Genomic DNA, 17,133 nt, shown 5'->3' with positions numbered 1-17,133 from the left:
AGTTCGACGTATTTTTCTTATCGAATCATCCCGGTGCGAGCGCGCCGGGATCGACCGACAGCATTCGCAATCGCCAACCACCTCCGACGCCGCGCAGCGGACAGCCCGTATTCGACGCGCGCCCCGCGAGCTGCCTCGAGCGTCGACCTACGACGTCAACAACGACATCGCCAACTGCAACGCGTCACCACGGATCGACATCGGCAACCTAGCCCTCTCGCCCGTCGCCCGACGATTCATCCGCATCACCCCCCGCTTCATCCCCTGTCCCCCGCCCCGCTGCCGCATGCGCCGCCGTTCGCAGCAGCGCGATCTGCTCGCGATATGCGCGGCATCCACTGCAAGCCGGCAGATGCACGTGCACCTGCATGCGCTCATGGAGCGTCAACGCTCGGTCGAGCGCATCCGAGAGCAGTCGCGTCACGTCTTTACATTTCCCCAGCAGCATCTTCGGTCGTCAGTCCTTTTTCGCTCAGGCAGGTGCGCAGGCGCGTGCGCGCCCGATACAGCAGCACGCTGCAATGATTCGTCGTCAACGTAAGTTCGCTGCAGATGTCGTCAATCTCGACGTCGAGGAATTCGCGCATCATGAACACGCGTCCGATGTGTTCCGGCAGATGGTCGAGGCAGGCCTGGAACAGCGTCCAGAACTGCTGTTGCCGCAACAGCGTTTCGGGGCCCGCCCACGGTCGCGGCTTCGTGTGCGCGGCCCAGTGCCCGTTTTCCTTGAACAACTCGCGATCGAGCACGGATTCGCCGTCGAGCTCCGCATCGAGTGCGGACAGACTGACCGTCCGCTGCCGTAAACGCAGAATGTCGATCAGCTTGTTGCGCAGGATGCCGAATACCCAGGTCTTGTGGGCCGACCGTCCCGCGAACTCGCCCGCATGCGTCCATGCAGCGGTCAGCGCTTCCTGCACGGCATCCTCGGCCGCATCGGCATCGCGTAGCTGGAGTCGTGCGAAGCGCAACAGGTCGCGGCGCAGTTGCGCGAGATAGGCAGGGTCGTCGTATGCGGACGGCATGGCGGATCGGGAGCCTTACGAAGCGGAGGCGATGGTGTGCGCGCCACCGGGCGGGCGCATCGCGGTGCGAGCAGCTTACTGGGCGAGACGCCGCGCCGCAATGGATGTTCCGTCACGAATTCATGAAGCCGGTCGGCGCGCTGCGCTATGCTTTCCGGAGCCCCGCGTCGCGCGTTGCGAAATCGCGACGCGGGCGTTCTGTAACATCAGATCATAACGGTCAAGTTATCCACAATTTCTGTGGAAAACCTTGTGGAAAGTCGGCTGGTTTGCCCCGTGGGACGGCTCGCGGGCTGGCTTGCCTATAAACAGACCTTTTTTGCCTGTTCGGAATCAATCGATCCGATTCCTCACTCACCGGAAGGAGAAAGCCATGTCCTATCGTGTTGCAGTCGTCGTCGGCAGCCTGCGTCGCGGTTCCTGGAACCGCGCGCTCGCGCACGCCGCAATCTCGCTCGCCCCCGCCGATTTCTCTTTCGAATTCGTCGAGATCGGCGAACTGCCGCTGTACAGCCAGGACTACGACACGGATTTTCCGGAAGTCGCGAAGCGCTTCAAGCAGTCGATCGAAGCGGCCGACGCGCTGCTGTTCGTCACGCCCGAATACAACCGTTCGATCCCGGGCGTGCTGAAGAACGCGCTCGACTGGGGCTCGCGCCCGTGGGGTCACAACTCGTGGTCCGGCAAGCCGGGCGCCGTGCTGGGCACGTCGCCGGGCGCGGTCGGTACCGCGCTCGCGCAGCAGCACCTGCGCAACGTGCTCGCGTATCTCGACGTGAAGATGCTCGGGCAGCCGGAAATGTTCATCAAGCATGACCCGGCGCGCATCGACGACGAGGGGCAGATCGTCAGCGAGGACACCCGCAAGTTCCTGCAGGGTTTCGTCGATCGCTACGCCGACTGGGTGCGCGTGCTGAAGGCGGCCTGATCGCCATCCCCTTCCCGCCGCCGGCACCGGCCCGCATGCCGCGGGTCAGGCGCCGGCGTGCCGCGCATCGCGCGCTTCGCGAATGCCGAGCAGGATCTCGTCGAGCAGTGCGATGTCGAACGGCTTCGACAGCACGCGCACGTTGACGGTACGCGTGCGGTCGAGTTCCTCCGCGTATCCCGTGACCAGGATCACGGGCAGCTTCCCCGGCCGCTTGTCGATCGCTTCGGCGAGATCGATGCCGTTCAGGCGGCCCGGCATGTGGATATCCGAGATCACCAGATCGAATGCGTCGTTCGCGGCCGCGCCCTCGATCAGGCGCAACGCGTCGTCGGCGGTGGGTGCGTAGGTGACGCGGTGCCCGAGTAGCGCCAGCAGCGCTTCGGTGCCGGCTGCGACTTCACTGTTGTCCTCCACCAGCAGCACATGCAGGCCCGCCAGCGCGCCGGCGTCGTGCGAGACGGGCTGTGACCGCGGGACGATGTCCTCGACGCGTGCGCGCGGCAGGTAAAGGCGCACCGACGTCCCGGCGCCGACTGCGCTGTCGATCGTCGCGAGGCCGCCCGAGCGCTCGCAGAACGCGAACACTTGCGGCAGCCCGAGCCCCGTTCCCATTCCCTGCGCCTTCGTCGTGAACAGCGGCTCGAACGCGCGCGCGAGCACGTCGGGCGCCATGCCCGAGCCCGTATCGTCGAGCGAGATCTGAACGAAGTCGCCGATCAGCGGAAAGCCGTCCTCGCGGCGCAGCGTCACGTTGCGCGCGCCGACCGTGAAGCGGCCGCCGACCGTCATCGCATCGCGCGCGTTGACGGCGAGATTGATCACTGCGAGCTCGAGCTCCGCGACATCGACCCGGATCGGCCAGATGCCGGGCTCGATCGCGACGACCAGCGACGACTTCGAACCGAGCGACGTCTTCAGCAGTTCGCGGCACGTGCCGAGCCACTGGCCGACGTCGATCGTTTCGTTGTGCAGCGGCTGCTTGCGCGCGACGCCGAGCAACTGGCGCGTGAGCGACTGGCCGTTCTTCAGCGCGCGTTCGATCGCGCCGAGTTCCTTGTCGAGATGCTGGACGCCGCGTCGCCGCGCGATCTGCACGTTGCTCGAGATGATCATCAGCAGGTTGTTGAAGTCATGCGCGACGCTGCCGACCAGGTTGCCGAGCGCCTGCATCTTGCGCGACTGCCGGTATGCCGATTCGATCGAGCGCCGCATCGACGCTTCGGCCTGCCAGCGGTCCCAGGCTTCCTCTTCCGCCTTCAACCGCTTCAGCGACAGCCAGATCACCGACCACAGCGCGATCGACGGCGCGAACATCGAGATGAACAGCACGCTCAGGTGTTCGTACCATTCATGCCAGATCGCGGAGGTGCGGTACGCACACGTCACGTACACGGGGTAGCTGCCGACCTGGCGGTACGCGACGATCTCGCTGCTGGCGCCGTCGTGGCGCACGTGCACGACGCCCGCGCGCGGATCGTTGCGCGCGTTGCCGAACGTGGCCGTGAGATCGGTATGCGCGAGCGATGGCGGCGGTGGATACGACGCGATCACCGCGCCGTCGGAGCGCGCGAGCGCCATCGTCATCGGCGTGGCCGCGCCGCCGAGCAGGTCGCGGTAGAACGCATTGAAATACGACGACTTCAGCGCGATCGACACCATCCCGGCGAACGAACCATCGCTGTGGCGTCGCGCGACGCCCGTGTTGAACACGGGGATGTTCTCGAGCTTGAGCGGCCCCATCATCAGCTTCGAGATGTGCTCGATCACCTTGCCGTCGCGGATGCCGGCGAAGTCGTCGCGGTACGCGATCGACGCATAGGGCGCCGGATAGTAGAGGCTGTTCGCGAGCAGCATCCCGCTCGCACCGAAGATCGACACCGCGGCCACCTGCGGATAGCCGCCGCCGATCGTGTTCAGCGCTTCGTGGATGTCGGATTCGTGGCGGCGCACGGTGGCGTCGTCCATGTCCTGCACGAGGTCGACGATGCGCGCATCGAGCGTCTCGCTCAGGTCGAACACCTTGAGCGCATGCTCCTCGGCGACGCGCACGGTGCGCATCGTCACGTCGCTCGCCGCGGCCTCGCGTGCCGTCAGGTCGTTGTACGCCATGACCGACACGTAGATGCACGGCAGCACGATCGCCGCGACCAGCAGCACGATCAGCGTCACGCGCCGGACGGCGAAATCGTGCTCGGGTGCGCCGGACGCATAGCTGCCGTCGTCCTGCCAGTCGTCGGCGGGCGGGGAGGCGGGTGTGCGGGAGTCGGCGGGACGTTCGGACGTCATTGAGGAATGCGGGCCAGGCTGAGATGTTCAATCATAAACGAGTTGCGCTTGCTCGCCGTACCGGCGCACGGATGTGCAACCTGATGATTCCGACAGGTGCGAAATGAAAGTTTGAAAACGCTATGAATCCGGCAGCGCAAACGTACACAAAGAAAAATTTTGCGTGCTTATCTTGAAAATGGCCGCGACTGTTTTCGGAATGCCGCGCGATCGAACCGATTCTGTTCGAAATGGTGAAAATGGCGAGTTGCACTGCCCTCGGTTTACTCAGAGAATCGCGCCTTGCTTTCCCTATGACAGATATATGCGCCCGCCGGCGTTCGCGGCGCGGTGTGTCGCGTGCCTCGCGCCGCGACGCCCACGCGCGGCCGCACGGTGGGGCCCACGCTTGATTGCATGGCGCCTCAAGAAGTGCGCCGCGCAGTCGTTAACGCGAGAGAGACCATTCCGTATACCGCTTCGCCGCCATGCCTTTGCCGATCGTGATCGCCGACGACTCCTTGCTCGCTCGCAAACTTCTGACAAAGGCACTGCCGGGAGACTGGGACGTCGACGTCGCGTATGCGGCGAATGGTCGCGAGGCTCTGGCGCTCTATCGTGACGGCAAAGCTTCCGTGATGTTTCTGGACCTGACGATGCCCGACATGAACGGCTATCAGGTGCTCGAGACACTGCGCCACGAAGATCTGAACACGTTCGTGATCGTGGTATCCGCCGATATTCAGCCGCAGGCGCAAGCACGCGTGCGCGAGCTGGGCGCGATCGCATTCGTTGCCAAGCCCGTGACGTCGGAGGCGTTGCTGCCCATTCTCAAGGAGTATGGGTTGTATGCCTGAATCGGTGTTCACGGCGGAGCAACGCGACGCGTTGCAGGAGATCGCCAACCTCGCGATGGGCCGCGCCGCCGCACGGCTCGCGCTCCTTCTCGGGCATTTTATCGAGCTCTCGGTCCCGCGCGTGCGCGTCGTGAAGGCCGCCGATGCGGGCGACGCGCTGCGCGAGATGACGGGCATCCACGAGAACGTGACAGCCGTGCGCCAGGGATTCCGTTCCGACATCAAGGGCGAGGCGATCGTGCTGTGCCGCAGCGCGGGCGTCGCGCGGCTCATGTCGCTGATGGACCGCACGTTCGGCGACGGCGTGTACGCCGGCATGGCCACGCAGGACGAACTCGTGTTCGACGTCGCGAACGTGCTGATGAGCGCGTGCGTCGCGTCGATTCTCGACGAACTCGGCCGCAAGCCCGTGTTCTTCCCGCCGGGGCTGCTCGGCGCGAACGTGTCGTTCGACGACGTGTTCCAGCCCACCGCGCTCGCATGGAGCGTCGCGCTGCTGCTCGAAGTGAACTTCGGCCTCGAGGATCACGCATTCCGCGCACATTTCGTGATGCTGATGGCCGAGGATTCGATCCGGCTGATGGGCGACGCGCTCGACGCGTTGCTGTCCGCGCTATGACCGCTACCCCGATCACCACCGCCGCGTCGCTGAGCGACCTCGTGATCGAACGGGTCGGCTTCGGCCTGTTCGTGCTCGACCGCACGATGAACGTGCTGATGTGGAATCGCTTCATGCAGGACCACAGCGGTATCCCGGCTGCCGACGTGATCGGCCGCAACCTGTTCGACCGCTTTCCGGAACTGCCGCGCGCATGGCTCGAACGCAAGCTCGAGAGCGTGTTCCAGCTCGGCAGTTTCGCATTCAGCTCGTGGGAGCAGCGGCCCTACCTGTTTCGCTTCGAACACGACCGGCCGATCACCGGCGGCGTCGACTACATGCAGCAGGACTGCACGTTCATGCCGCTCACGCGTGGCCGCGAAGTCGAGGCCGTGTGCGTGACGATCTCGGACGTCACGCACGTGAGCGTGATGCAGCGCGAGCGCGAGGAGGCGGTCGCGAAGCTGCGCGAGCATGCGAATCGCGACGGCCTTACCGGCATCGCGAACCGGCGCTTCTTCGAGGCGCGGCTCGGCGACGAGTTCGCGCGCTGGCAGCGCTACGGCGGTGACCTGTCGGTGCTGCTGTTCGACCTCGACCACTTCAAGACGATCAACGACCGGTTCGGGCATGCGGCCGGCGACGCGGTATTGCGCGAGACGGCGCGCCGCGTCGCGTCGATCGTGCGCGCGCAGGATACGTTCGGCCGCTTCGGCGGCGAGGAATTCGCGCTGCTGCTGCCGTGCACGAATCTCGACGAGGCGATGCGGGTGGCCGACAAGGTGCGCGACGCGATCGGCAGCACGCCGGTCGACGCGGAAGGCGTCAGCGTGCCGGTGACGGCGAGCGTCGGCTGCGCGTGCGCGACGGCGGGCGCGTTGGCGTTCGACACGCTCGTCAACGAGGCCGACACCGCGCTCTATCGCGCGAAGCGGCTCGGGCGCGATCGGTCGGTCGCCTACGCGTAACCGCCGCGTCGCCGCTTCACGCGTGCGATCCGCGCCGTTCAGCTTTTCGCGATATCCACGAGCACGCCGGCCAGCACGGCCGGCTGCGACATGAACGGCGAATGGCTGCTGTCGAGCTGGTGCACGTGCGTCGGATTACCGGGCACGAACGCGTCGGCTTCGTCGATGAAGCGCTGCTGCAGCGCGGGCAGGATCACGCGATCCGCCAGGCACTTGATGTAGTGACGATCGATCGCGCCCCAGCGCGCGGTGGTCGTCGGGATCGCGGTCGCGAACGGCGCGGCCGGCACGTCGCAGGTCATCAGGTTCGCCACCGCCTCGAAGTCGGCCTGCGGGACGTCGTCGTACAGCGCGCGCTTCGCGAGCGCGCGATACGCGGCATCGCCGCTGCGCGGATCGATCCGCAGCGCGCCCGCGACGCGTGGGCTCGCGAGCATCAGCGGGCCCAGCATTTCGCCCTTGTTTTCGGGCGCACGCACGTAGTCGAGGCCCGGCACGCCCGACGCGGGCATGAACGCCGCGAGATAGACGATCTTCGCGATTTTCTCCGGCGCGCGCTCCGCCGCGGCCGTGATCGCGAGGCCGCCCATGCTGTGGCCGACGAGCACGACCTTGCCGTGCCCGAGCGCGTATGCGTCGTCGACCGCCTGCATCACCTGTGTCGCGTAATCGTCGAGCGTGGTATTCGCCACCGGCGACGGCTCGGCGCCGAATGCGTCCTCGTCGAGCGGCCGTTCGAGATACGACGCGGGAAAGCGGGCGTTGATGCCGTGCGCGGGCAGGTCGCGCGCGATCGACAGGTAGCCGCGCGCGGCCAGCGCGGCCGCGACGTGCGCGTAGCACCACGCACCATGCCACGCGCCGTGCACAAGCACGAAAACGGGATGGCCGGATTGCGCGGCAGCGGTTACATTCGTCTCCATGGTGTCCGTGTCTTTTTCGAGAGAGGTGTTCATCTTAGACGAAGCCGCGCGCGTCCAAGCATGAACGCGCGGCCCGACCGCGCGCGTGCGCGTGCCCGGATCGGCTGCCGCGATGAGGCCCTCTTGTCTCGTTCAGGCCACAATTCGTCCTGATCTGATTTGAATTTGCGCCGAAGCGCGCTAATTTGACGCTTTGCTTCCGATTGCGCCCCATGAACGTCGACTACCTCTTCTACCGGCGGCCGGACAAGCCTGGCCCCTATTCGCTCGACGACCTGGGCGAGATCGCGCCGCCGATCGGCCCTGGCGACGTGGTGCGCGCGGGGATCGCGCGCGTGTTCGAGCAGATCGACTGGCAGGAGTCGCCCGACGTGCCGGGCGCGTGGTTCGGCACCGGCGGCCCGTCGTTCCAGTTTACGGCGGACCCCGACGGGCGCGTGACGAGCTTCATGGGCTCGCGCCTCGAACGCCGCTCGATGCTGCAGCTGACCCGTGAAATGGGGCTCATTGCGCTCGATCTGCAGCGCGACATCGTCTACGGCTGACGGGCGGCGCGACGCCGCTCTCGGGCGCGCCCGGCCACGCAGGCCCGAGCCCCCTGACGGCCTGCCGGGCACGGCGCGTCTCCGCCCTTCGAACTTCAAAGATTGCTATACTTTCGCCCAATTCCGGCATCCGGCCGGTAATTTGTGCCTGTCTGCGTCGATCGTTCGCATATCTCGCACGCATTTGACGCCCTGACCAACCCAGCCGGGCATGGCTTCTTCAATCGCCCCGCGTGGGTGTCTCCGTGGAGCTCGTCTTGGCCGTTTCCAATCTCGTCGTGGACGAACAAGAAACCGACGCCGCTGCCGTCACATCGGGCAGTTCTTTCTATCTGGCGATGCGCATCCTGCCGGCGGTGCAGCGCGACGCGATGTTCCAGGTCTACGCGTTCTGCCGCGCGGTCGACGACATCGCCGACAGCGACTTGCCGCGCGCCGAGCGCAACGCGGGCCTCGATCGCTGGCGCGCGGACATCGACGCGTGCTTCGCCGGCCAGCCGCCGCGCAATCTGGTCGCGCTCGAGCGCGAGATCCGCGCATTCGACCTGAAGCGCGAGGACTTCCACGCGATGATCGACGGGATGGCGATGGACGCCGCCGAGGACATCTGCGCGCCGGACGAACCGACGCTCGACCTGTTCTGCGATCGCGTGGCGAGTGCGGCCGGCCGTCTGTCGGTGAGGATTTTCGGGATCCCGGAGGCGGAAGGCATCGAGCTGTCGCACCACCTCGGCCGCGCGCTGCAGCTGACGAACATCCTGCGCGACATCGACGACGACGCGGCGATCAACCGCTGCTACCTGCCGCGCGAGCTGCTCGCGCGCGAAGGCATCGCGATCACCGATCCGGCGACGATCGTGCGCGACCCGGCGCTGCCGCGCGTGTGCGCAACGCTCGTCGAGCGTGCGCTCGAGCATTTCCGCGCGGCGGACGCCGTGATGGATCGCTGCACGCGCGCGCAGGTCAAGGCGCCGCGCATCATGTCAGGCGCGTACCGCTGCATTCTGGAAGCCGCGATCGCGCGTGGCTTCGCCGCCCCGCGCGTGCCGCTGCGCAAGCCGAAGGCGCGCATGCTGATGATCGCCGCGCGCTACGCGCTGTTCTGAGCCAATGCCCAGAACCGTCCACGTGATCGGTGCAGGACTCGCGGGCCTGTCGGCTGCCGTCGAGCTGCAACGCCGCGGGCGGCGCATCGTGCTGCACGACGCGCATGCGCATGCTGGCGGCCGCTGCCGCTCGTGGTTCGACGAGACGCTGAACACGACGCTCGACGGCGGGCTGCACCAGGTCTTCGCGGGGCAGTCCGCGACGCAGCGCTACCTGCGCGCGATCGGCGCGGCCGATCAGCTCACGGGGCCCGCACTGCCTGAATATCCGGTGATCGACGTCGCGTCGCAGCAGCGCTGGACGCTGCGCTTCGGCAACGGGCGCTGGCCGTCGTGGCTGTTCGATGCCGCGTCGCGTGCGCCGGGCACCACGCCGCTCGACTACCTCGCGCTGGCGTCGCTCGCGTTCGCGCGCACCGGGCGCTCACTCGCACAGACGATGCGATGCGACGGCGTGCTGTGGGATCGTTGGCTGCGGCCGTATTTTCTCGGGGTGCTGAACGTCGAACCGCGCCACGCGAGCGCCGAGCTCGCGCGCGCGGCACTGTGCGGCATGTTTGCCGCGGGCGGCCCCGGTTGGCGCCCGCTCGTCGCGCGCCACGGCCTCGGCAGCGCATTCGTCGAACCGGCGCTGCGGATGCTGCAGCACGGCGGCGCGCAGATCCGCCTGAACTCGCGGCTCGATGCGTTCGAATTCGGCGCGCACGGCAACGCGGTCGATGCGGTCGCGATCGGCGGCGAGCGTGTCGATCTCGCGCCGGGCGACGCGGTCGTGCTGGCTGTGCCGCCCGAGGTCGCGCAGCCGCTCGTCCCGGATCTCACCGCGCCCGACACGTTCAGCGCGGTCGTGACCGCGTATTTCGCGGTCGATACACCGGCGGGCAGCCCGCTGCAGACGGCCGTCGTCAACGGCATCGTCGACGCGGTGCGCGCAGGCGATGGTCCGCTCGCGGCGACGATCCGCGACGCGGGCCGCTGGCTCGACATGCCGCGCGATGTGCTCGCGCGGCGCATCTGGGAAGACGTCGCGCGCGTGACCGGCGCGAACCCGGAAACCCTCCCCGCGTGGCAGCTCGTCGTCGAGCCGCGCGCGGGGTTTGCGGCGGTGCCGTCGCAGGAAATGAAACGTCCGGCCGTGCGTACGCGCTGGACCAATCTCGTGCTGGCGGGCGACTGGATTGCCACCGGCTTGCCCGCCACGATCGAGGGCGCGATCCGTTCCGGCCAACTGGCCGCGGACGTGCTCCAGACACAATAAGAGAGGGACCGATGAACGATCTCACCGATATGGCTAACCTGTCCGCCGGCACCGTGCCGGCCGGACTCGACGCGGCTGTCGCCAGCGCGACCGACGCGCTGCTGGCCGCGCAGAACGCGGACGGACACTGGGTCTACGAACTCGAAGCCGATTCGACGATTCCCGCCGAATACATACTGCTCGTCCACTATCTCGGCGAGACGCCGAACCTCGAGCTCGAACAGAAGATCGGCCGCTATCTGCGTCGCATCCAGCAGGCCGACGGCGGCTGGCCGCTGTTCACCGACGGCGCGCCGAACATCAGCGCGAGCGTGAAGGCGTATTTCGCGCTGAAGGTGATTGGCGACGACGAGAACGCCGAGCACATGCAGCGTGCGCGCCGCGCGATCCACGCGATGGGCGGCGCCGAGATGTCGAACGTGTTCACGCGGATCCAGCTCGCGCTGTACGGTGCGATTCCGTGGCGCGCGGTGCCGATGATGCCGGTCGAGATCATGCTGCTGCCGCAGTGGTTCCCGTTCCACCTGTCGAAGGTGTCGTACTGGGCGCGGACCGTGATCGTGCCGCTGCTGGTGCTGAACGCGAAGCGTCCGATCGCGAAGAACCCGCGCGGCGTGCGCATCGACGAGTTGTTCATCGACCCGCCCGTCAACGCCGGCCTGCTGCCGCGCCAGGGCCACCAGAGCCCTGGCTGGTTCGCGTTCTTCCGCGTGGTCGACCACGCGCTGCGCGCGGTCGACGGCCTGTTCCCGAGCTACACGCGCGAACGCGCGATCCGCCAGGCCGTGTCGTTCGTCGACGAGCGCCTGAACGGCGAGGACGGCCTTGGCGCGATCTATCCGGCGATGGCCAACGCGGTGATGATGTACGACGTGCTCGGCTATGCGGAAGATCATCCGAACCGCGCGATCGCGCGCAAGTCGATCGAGAAGCTGCTCGTCGTGCACGAGGACGAAGCGTATTGCCAGCCGTGCCTGTCGCCGGTGTGGGACACGTCGCTTGTCGCGCATGCGCTGCTCGAAACCGGTGACGCGCGTGCCGAGGAAGCCGTGCTGCGCGGCCTCGACTGGCTGCGCCCGCTGCAGATCCTCGACGTGCGCGGCGACTGGATCTCGCGCCGCCCGAACGTGCGGCCGGGCGGCTGGGCGTTCCAGTATGCGAACGCGCACTATCCGGACGTCGACGACACGGCGGTGGTCGTGATGGCGATGGACCGTGCGCAGAAGCTCAAGCAGACGGATACGTATCGCGAATCGATGGCGCGCGCGCGCGAATGGGTCGTCGGCATGCAGAGCAGCGACGGCGGCTGGGGCGCGTTCGAACCGGAAAACACGCAGTACTACCTGAACAACATCCCGTTCTCGGATCACGGCGCGCTGCTCGATCCGCCGACCTCGGACGTATCGGGCCGCTGCCTGTCGATGCTGTCGCAACTTGGCGAGAGTGCGCTGAACAGTGAGCCGGCCCGTCGCGCGCTCGACTACATGCTGAAGGAGCAGGAACCGGACGGCAGCTGGTACGGCCGCTGGGGGATGAACTACGTGTACGGCACGTGGACGGCCCTGTGTTCGCTGAACGCGGCCGGCCTGACGCCGGACGATCCGCGGGTGAAGCGCGGCGCGCAGTGGCTGCTGTCGATCCAGAACAAGGACGGCGGCTGGGGCGAGGACGGCGACAGCTACAAGCTGAATTACCGCGGCTTCGAGCAGGCGCCGAGCACCGCGTCGCAGACGGCCTGGGCGCTGCTCGGCCTGATGGCGGCCGGCGAGGTGAACAACCCGGCCGTTGCACGCGGCGTCGACTACCTGATCGCGCAGCAGAACGAAGAAGGCCTGTGGGACGAGACGCGCTTCACGGCGACCGGCTTCCCGCGCGTGTTCTACCTGCGCTATCACGGGTATCGCAAGTTCTTCCCGCTGTGGGCGCTCGCGCGCTATCGCAACCTGAAGCGCGCCAATGCGACGCGCGTGACGGTCGGGATGTAACGCGTGGCACCGGCGCAGCACAACGGCACGTTGCCCGTCATCGCCGTCACGGGGATGGCATTCGAGGCACGCATCGCGCGCGGTCACGGCGTCGAGGCCGTGTTCGCCGCGCGGGCCGACCGGCTCGAGCGCGCGCTGGCCGAGGCGACCGCGCGCGGTTGCGCGGGCATCGTGAGCTTCGGCACGGCGGGCGGGCTCGCACCCGATCTCGCACCGGGCGCGCTCGTGATCGCGGACGCGATCGACGGGCCGTTCGGCCGCGTGCAGACCGATCCGGGCTGGAGCGCGCGGCTCGTCGCCGCGCTGCACGACACGCCGGTGTGGGCGCGCGTCACGCGCGGCACGATGGCGGCAGTCGGCGCGCCGGTGGTCAGCGAGCAGGAAAAGGCGTCGCTGCATCGCACGAAGGGCGCGCTTGCCGTCGACATGGAATCGCATATCGCCGCGGCCTTCGCGGCGTCGCGCGGCGTGCCGTTCGCGGTATGCCGCGCGATCGTCGACCCTGCGTGGCGCACGCTGCCGCGCGCGGCGACGGCCGGCCTGCGCGACGACGGCAGCACGGCCATTCTGCCGATCCTGCGCGAGCTGCTGAAGCAGCCGTCGCAGCTTGGCCCGTTGCTGCAGGTCGCGGGCGATGCGCGCGCGGCGCGCACGACGCTGATCCAGGCGCGGCACGCGTTCGAACGTGCGGGCGCGATGCGGATCGTCTGACCGGCGCTCGCCGCGTTCGGCTTCTCCTCTCCCCCTTCCCTTTTTCGTTTTCCGGACACGCAAAAAAAAGAGCGCTGCATGATGCAGCGCTCTTCGGCTTGCGGGCGGATGCCGTGCGCGTTACTGCGCGGCCGGACCGCTCGCGGGCACCGTCGGCATCGCCGGCGCGATCGGCGCGCCGTTGGCGGCCGGCGCGGTCGTCGCCCCGGCCGACGCAGCCGCCGGCGCACTCGCAGGCGTACTCGCAGGCGCACTCGCCGGCGTCGCGCCGTCCGCACCCGGATCGTCATACTGCGGCAACCCCGGCGCAGCCGGCGCGTTGTTCGGTGCGGCACCCTCGCCCGGATCCGCGTAGTTCGGCAACCCCGGCACGGCCGGCGTGGCCGCCGGCACCGCGCCCGATTCACCCGGTTCGTTGTAAGTCGGCAGCGTGCCCGATGCCGACTGGCTGCGATACGTCAGCGACTTGCGCTGCTGCAGGTATGCGTCGCGCACGAACGAATACGGATCGAGCGCGGCCTGCTTCAGCAGGTCGGTTGCGCCGAGCAGGTCCGAACGCGCGCTGATGAACTGCGCGATGTACATCGGATTGCGCACGGCCGGCTCGATGTAGTTGAGCAGGTTGAAGCGAACGTCCACCGCGCGGCCGACGCCATCGCGGATCGTGCTCGGCCCGAACACGGGCAGCACGAGGTACGGGCCGGACGGCACGCCCCAGCGCGCCATCGTCAGCCCGAAATCCTGATGATGCTTCGGCAGCCCGGCCGGTGTCGCGATGTCGATCAGGCCGCCGACGCCGAACACCGAGTTCATCGCCACGCGCATCAGATCCTCGGTTGCATCGGTGATGCGGAGCTGCAGCAGGTTGTTCGCGATGTTGCCGAGATCGCCGAGGTTCGAGAAGAAGTTGCTGATCGCGGTGCGCACGGGCGTCGGCGTGACCTTCTGGTACCCCTTCGCGATCGGCTGGGCGATGTTCGTGTCGACGGTGTCGTTGAACTTGTACATCGCCCGGTTCATCGGCTCGAGCGGGTCATTGGGGTTGCGGTTCGGTCCCGTCGCGCAGCCGGACAGCACTGCGGTGGCGGCAACGGTCGCCGCAATGATTCGCACCTTATTCATTGATTCCTTGCGATTGGTTCTTGGCGCGTTTGACGCGCGGTTTGCCCATCAGGACGGGCTGGAACACCACGGCGCCGATCAGCGTGCAGGTCAACGCCAGCGCGAGCAGCTTGCCCATGCTCGACGTGCCCGGATGATGCGACAGCCACAGGCTGCCAAAGGCGGTTGCCGTCGTCGCGGCGCTGAACAGCACCGCGTGCGTGAGGCTCGAATGCAGCAGGCCCGTCTGGCCCCCGCGCCATGCCATCACGAAGTACACCTTGAACGCGACGCCGACGCCGAGCATCAGCGGCAGCGCGATGATGTTCGCGAAGTTCAGCGACATGCCGAGCACGACGCACATCTCGAGCGTGACGAGCCCCGACACGAGCAGCGGCACCAGCGTGCGCAGCACGTCGCCGAAGCGTCGCAGCGTGATCCACAGCAGGATCGTGATCGACAGGATCGACCACAGCGCCGCATGCAGGAACGCGTTGATGATCGTGTCGGCCGAATGCAGGATCGAGATCGGGCCGCCGATCGCGCCCGGCTCGGCGGCCTTCACCGCCTTCGCGAAGCGGCGCAGCATCGTGTCGTCGTTCGGATCGACGCCCGTCGGCACCTTCGGCGAAATCTGCACGAGCGCGTGGCCGTCCGGCGCGATCCAGTCGCGCACGAGCTGCGGCGGCAGCGATTCGCGCGTGATGTCCTGCGGTTGCAGCAGCGTCGCGAGCTGATTGAGCGCGATGCGCAGCGTGTCGGAGAACGCGCGTTCGGCGCGGTCGCGCGTCGCCGCATCCGCGGCGGCGAGCTTCGCGAGCGATGCCGACAGATGCTGCGCGGCGGCCGCGCCCGGGCCCGGGTGATCTTCGGCCGCGTAGCTCAGCAGGTCCGACACGCGCTTGAGCGCGGCGACGCGCTGCGCGTCGGTCGCGGGCGGCGCGGGCGGCTGCGTCAGCGCGGGCAGCAGGTCACTCGCGGCGGCGGCGATCGCCGCACGCTTGGCCGGCTGGTCGGCCGGCACGAAGGTCGACAGCGTCGTCGTGCGGCCCACTTCCGGCAGCGCGTCGAGGCGCTTCGCGGCCGCGTCGGCCTCGGCGAGCGACGGCGCGAGCAGCGTGACGTCGTTGACGGCCGCTTCCGGCGAATCCTTCAGCGCGAGCAATGTCGCCATCGATTCGCTGTTCGGATCCTTCAGATGCAGCGGATTGAAGTCGAAGTGCAGGAACGCGAGCAGCGGCAGCGCGCCGATCACGACCACGAGCGTGCCGATCAGGATCGGCTTGCGATGGCGATCGAGGTAGTCGTCGACCGGCGCGAGCCACGGGAAGCCCGGCGTCTTCGATTCGCCCGGCGGCGCGAACAGGCGCAGCAGCGCGGGCAGCAGCGTGAGCGTGGTGAGCAGCGCGACGAACATCCCGACGCCTGCGATCAGGCCGAGTTCGGACACGCCGCGATAGGCGGTGGGGATGAACGAGAAGAAGCTCGCCGCGACGGCCGCGGTGGCCAGCGCGAGCGGCATGCCCATCGAGTGCGCGGCGCCGATCAGCGCGTGATCGATGCGCGGATCGCGGAAGCGTTCCTCGCGGTACTTCACACCGTACTGGATCGAGAAATCGACGCCGAGGCCGACGAACAGCACCATGAACGCGACCGAGATCATGTTCAGCGAACCGACCATCGCAAGGCCGAGCGCCGCGGTCACGACGAGGCCGACGAACAGCGTGACGAGCACCGAGCCGATCATCCGCTTCGAGCGCAGCGCGAGCCACAGGATCACGAGCACGGCGAGGAGCGTGAGCGCGCCGTTGAGCGCGGCGCCGTCTTCGACCGACGCGAATTCGTCGTCGGCGAGCGGTTGTTCGCCGGTCAGCCGCACGACCGCGCCGTAGCGTTGCTCGAGGCCGAGCGCTTTCGCCGTGTCGCGGATCACCTGGGTCGTCTCGGCACCGGCCTTCAGCGCACCGTAGTTGACGACCGGCTGCACCGTGACGAACGCGCGGGCCGGCTGGCGCGCGGCATCGCTGTCGACCAGCCCGCGCCACGAGAACGCGGCGGGCTTGCCGGCCAGCACGTCGTCGACCGTCGCGGCGCTGCGCGCGAGCAGCTTCGCCATCGCGGGCAGCTTCACCTGGCCGGTCAGGAGCGGCTGGCCGAGCGTGGTGGACAGCGTGGTCGCGAGCCCGGTCAGGCTCGGGTTCTTCGCGAGTTCGTTGACGAGCGGCCGCGCGCTCGCGAGCTGTGTCGTCGTGTCCGACACTTCCTGCGGCGACAGGAACAACAGCCCGTTGTGCTCGAAGAACGGGCCGCCACCGGGTTCGGCGACCTGGCCGATGCGGCCGGCGTCGGCCTGCTTCTGCAGGGCTTCGGTGAGCGTATGCGCGGCGGCGGTTGCGAATTCGGGTGCCGGGGCCTCGACCACCGCGAGGATCGTGCCGTTGCGTTGCGGGAAGGCCTTGTCGACGGCCTGGCCGAGCGCGGCCCACTGGGGTTCGGCATCGACGAGCTTGCTGATGTCCGTGTTGATCTTGAAGTGCTGCGCGACGTAGACGCCGCTGAAGACGGCGACGACGAGCGACAGCACGACGACCCAGACGGGGCGGCGTACCGACCATGCGACGAGTCGGACGATGAGAGATGTCACCATGTGGCGGCGGGGAGGGGCTGGCAAGGACAAAACAACGAGTATACCGGCGCAACGTGGCGTCGGTCGCGACGTTGGAGCGTAAAGGGGCGGGAAGGATATTTGCTCCGCAGCGCAGGAATCGGCGCGCGGGGCCCGGCGATTTGTATGGGGATGCTTACATAATCGACTGGCGTCGCGCCGCGACGGGGCCTGTGACAAAAGGGGTTGAAAGGT

Annotated in this window: 15 protein-coding genes; 9 read left to right on the top strand and 6 right to left on the bottom strand. The window is 67.8% G+C overall.

Going from position 1 to position 17,133, the window contains the following annotated elements; all coding sequences use genetic code 11:
* Window positions 1–208 precede the first annotated feature (208 nt).
* The gene (locus DIE08_RS10120; RefSeq protein WP_124901791.1) at window positions 209–448 is read right to left on the bottom strand and encodes a zf-HC2 domain-containing protein; all 240 of its coding nucleotides are present in this window, start codon (window positions 446–448) and stop codon (window positions 209–211) included.
* A complete protein-coding gene (locus DIE08_RS10115) occupies window positions 429–1,025 on the bottom strand; it encodes an RNA polymerase factor sigma-70 (RefSeq protein ID WP_124901790.1) in 597 nt (198 codons plus the stop codon). Before DIE08_RS10115 ends, DIE08_RS10120 begins: the two co-directional genes overlap by 20 nt.
* A gap of 373 nt (window positions 1,026–1,398) precedes the next feature.
* On the opposite strand from DIE08_RS10115, the gene DIE08_RS10110 reads away from it, so the two are divergent.
* Window positions 1,399–1,953: an NADPH-dependent FMN reductase gene (locus DIE08_RS10110; RefSeq protein WP_124901789.1), complete on the top strand. Its 555-nt coding sequence runs from the start codon at window positions 1,399–1,401 to the stop codon at window positions 1,951–1,953.
* Between the two features lie 45 nt (window positions 1,954–1,998).
* On the opposite strand, the gene DIE08_RS10105 is transcribed toward DIE08_RS10110, so the two are convergent.
* Window positions 1,999–4,242 (bottom strand): hybrid sensor histidine kinase/response regulator, encoded by a 2,244-nt coding sequence (locus DIE08_RS10105; protein ID WP_124901788.1) that lies wholly within the window; start codon window positions 4,240–4,242, stop codon window positions 1,999–2,001.
* Window positions 4,243–4,709: 467 nt separating this feature from the next.
* Between DIE08_RS10105 and DIE08_RS10095 the strand changes: the two genes are divergently transcribed.
* Genes DIE08_RS10095 through DIE08_RS10085 form a run of 3 tightly spaced genes read left to right on the top strand, consistent with a single transcriptional unit; the run spans window position 4,710 to window position 6,644 of the window.
* Window positions 4,710–5,078: a response regulator gene (locus DIE08_RS10095; protein WP_040138947.1), complete on the top strand. Its 369-nt coding sequence runs from the start codon at window positions 4,710–4,712 to the stop codon at window positions 5,076–5,078.
* The gene (locus tag DIE08_RS10090; RefSeq protein WP_059604625.1) at window positions 5,071–5,697 is read left to right on the top strand and encodes a chemotaxis protein CheC; all 627 of its coding nucleotides are present in this window, start codon (window positions 5,071–5,073) and stop codon (window positions 5,695–5,697) included. Before DIE08_RS10095 ends, DIE08_RS10090 begins: the two co-directional genes overlap by 8 nt.
* The gene (locus DIE08_RS10085) at window positions 5,694–6,644 is read left to right on the top strand and encodes a GGDEF domain-containing protein (RefSeq protein WP_059604628.1); all 951 of its coding nucleotides are present in this window, start codon (window positions 5,694–5,696) and stop codon (window positions 6,642–6,644) included. Before DIE08_RS10090 ends, DIE08_RS10085 begins: the two co-directional genes overlap by 4 nt.
* A 38-nt stretch (window positions 6,645–6,682) precedes the next feature.
* Here the strand turns inward: DIE08_RS10085 and DIE08_RS10080 are convergent, their stop codons facing one another.
* Window positions 6,683–7,567, bottom strand: a complete 885-nt coding sequence (locus DIE08_RS10080) for an alpha/beta fold hydrolase (protein ID WP_124901787.1) — start codon at window positions 7,565–7,567, stop codon at window positions 6,683–6,685.
* 212 nt (window positions 7,568–7,779) lie between these two features.
* Between DIE08_RS10080 and DIE08_RS10075 the strand changes: the two genes are divergently transcribed.
* From DIE08_RS10075 to DIE08_RS10055, 5 genes are all read left to right on the top strand, one after another.
* Complete coding sequence (locus tag DIE08_RS10075) at window positions 7,780–8,112, top strand: hypothetical protein (RefSeq protein WP_059604635.1); 333 nt, start codon at window positions 7,780–7,782, stop codon at window positions 8,110–8,112.
* Window positions 8,113–8,369: 257 nt separating this feature from the next.
* Window positions 8,370–9,218 carry a presqualene diphosphate synthase HpnD gene (hpnD, locus tag DIE08_RS10070; protein ID WP_124901786.1) on the top strand — a complete coding sequence of 283 codons (849 nt, stop codon included), beginning with the start codon at window positions 8,370–8,372 and terminating at the stop codon, window positions 9,216–9,218.
* 4 nt (window positions 9,219–9,222) lie between these two features.
* The gene (gene hpnE / locus DIE08_RS10065; protein WP_124629526.1) at window positions 9,223–10,476 is read left to right on the top strand and encodes a hydroxysqualene dehydroxylase HpnE; all 1,254 of its coding nucleotides are present in this window, start codon (window positions 9,223–9,225) and stop codon (window positions 10,474–10,476) included.
* An 11-nt stretch (window positions 10,477–10,487) separates the two neighbouring features.
* The gene (gene shc, locus DIE08_RS10060) at window positions 10,488–12,461 is read left to right on the top strand and encodes a squalene--hopene cyclase (RefSeq protein ID WP_059604640.1); all 1,974 of its coding nucleotides are present in this window, start codon (window positions 10,488–10,490) and stop codon (window positions 12,459–12,461) included.
* 54 nt (window positions 12,462–12,515) lie between these two features.
* Complete coding sequence (locus tag DIE08_RS10055) at window positions 12,516–13,172, top strand: phosphorylase (protein ID WP_059604817.1); 657 nt, start codon at window positions 12,516–12,518, stop codon at window positions 13,170–13,172.
* Window positions 13,173–13,292: 120 nt separating this feature from the next.
* Here DIE08_RS10055 and DIE08_RS10050 read toward each other — a convergent pair whose 3' ends face one another.
* Entirely contained in the window at window positions 13,293–14,294 is a 1,002-nt protein-coding gene (locus tag DIE08_RS10050) for a VacJ family lipoprotein (RefSeq protein ID WP_124901785.1), read from the bottom strand.
* A complete protein-coding gene (locus DIE08_RS10045; RefSeq protein WP_124901784.1) occupies window positions 14,287–16,920 on the bottom strand; it encodes an MMPL family transporter in 2,634 nt (877 codons plus the stop codon). Before DIE08_RS10045 ends, DIE08_RS10050 begins: the two co-directional genes overlap by 8 nt.
* Window positions 16,921–17,133 lie beyond the last annotated feature (213 nt).

The organism is Burkholderia sp. Bp9004 (genome assembly GCF_003858025.1).
Taxonomy (GTDB): Bacteria; Pseudomonadota; Gammaproteobacteria; order Burkholderiales; family Burkholderiaceae; genus Burkholderia; species Burkholderia diffusa.
This window is presented reverse-complemented; position numbering and strand designations above follow the sequence as displayed.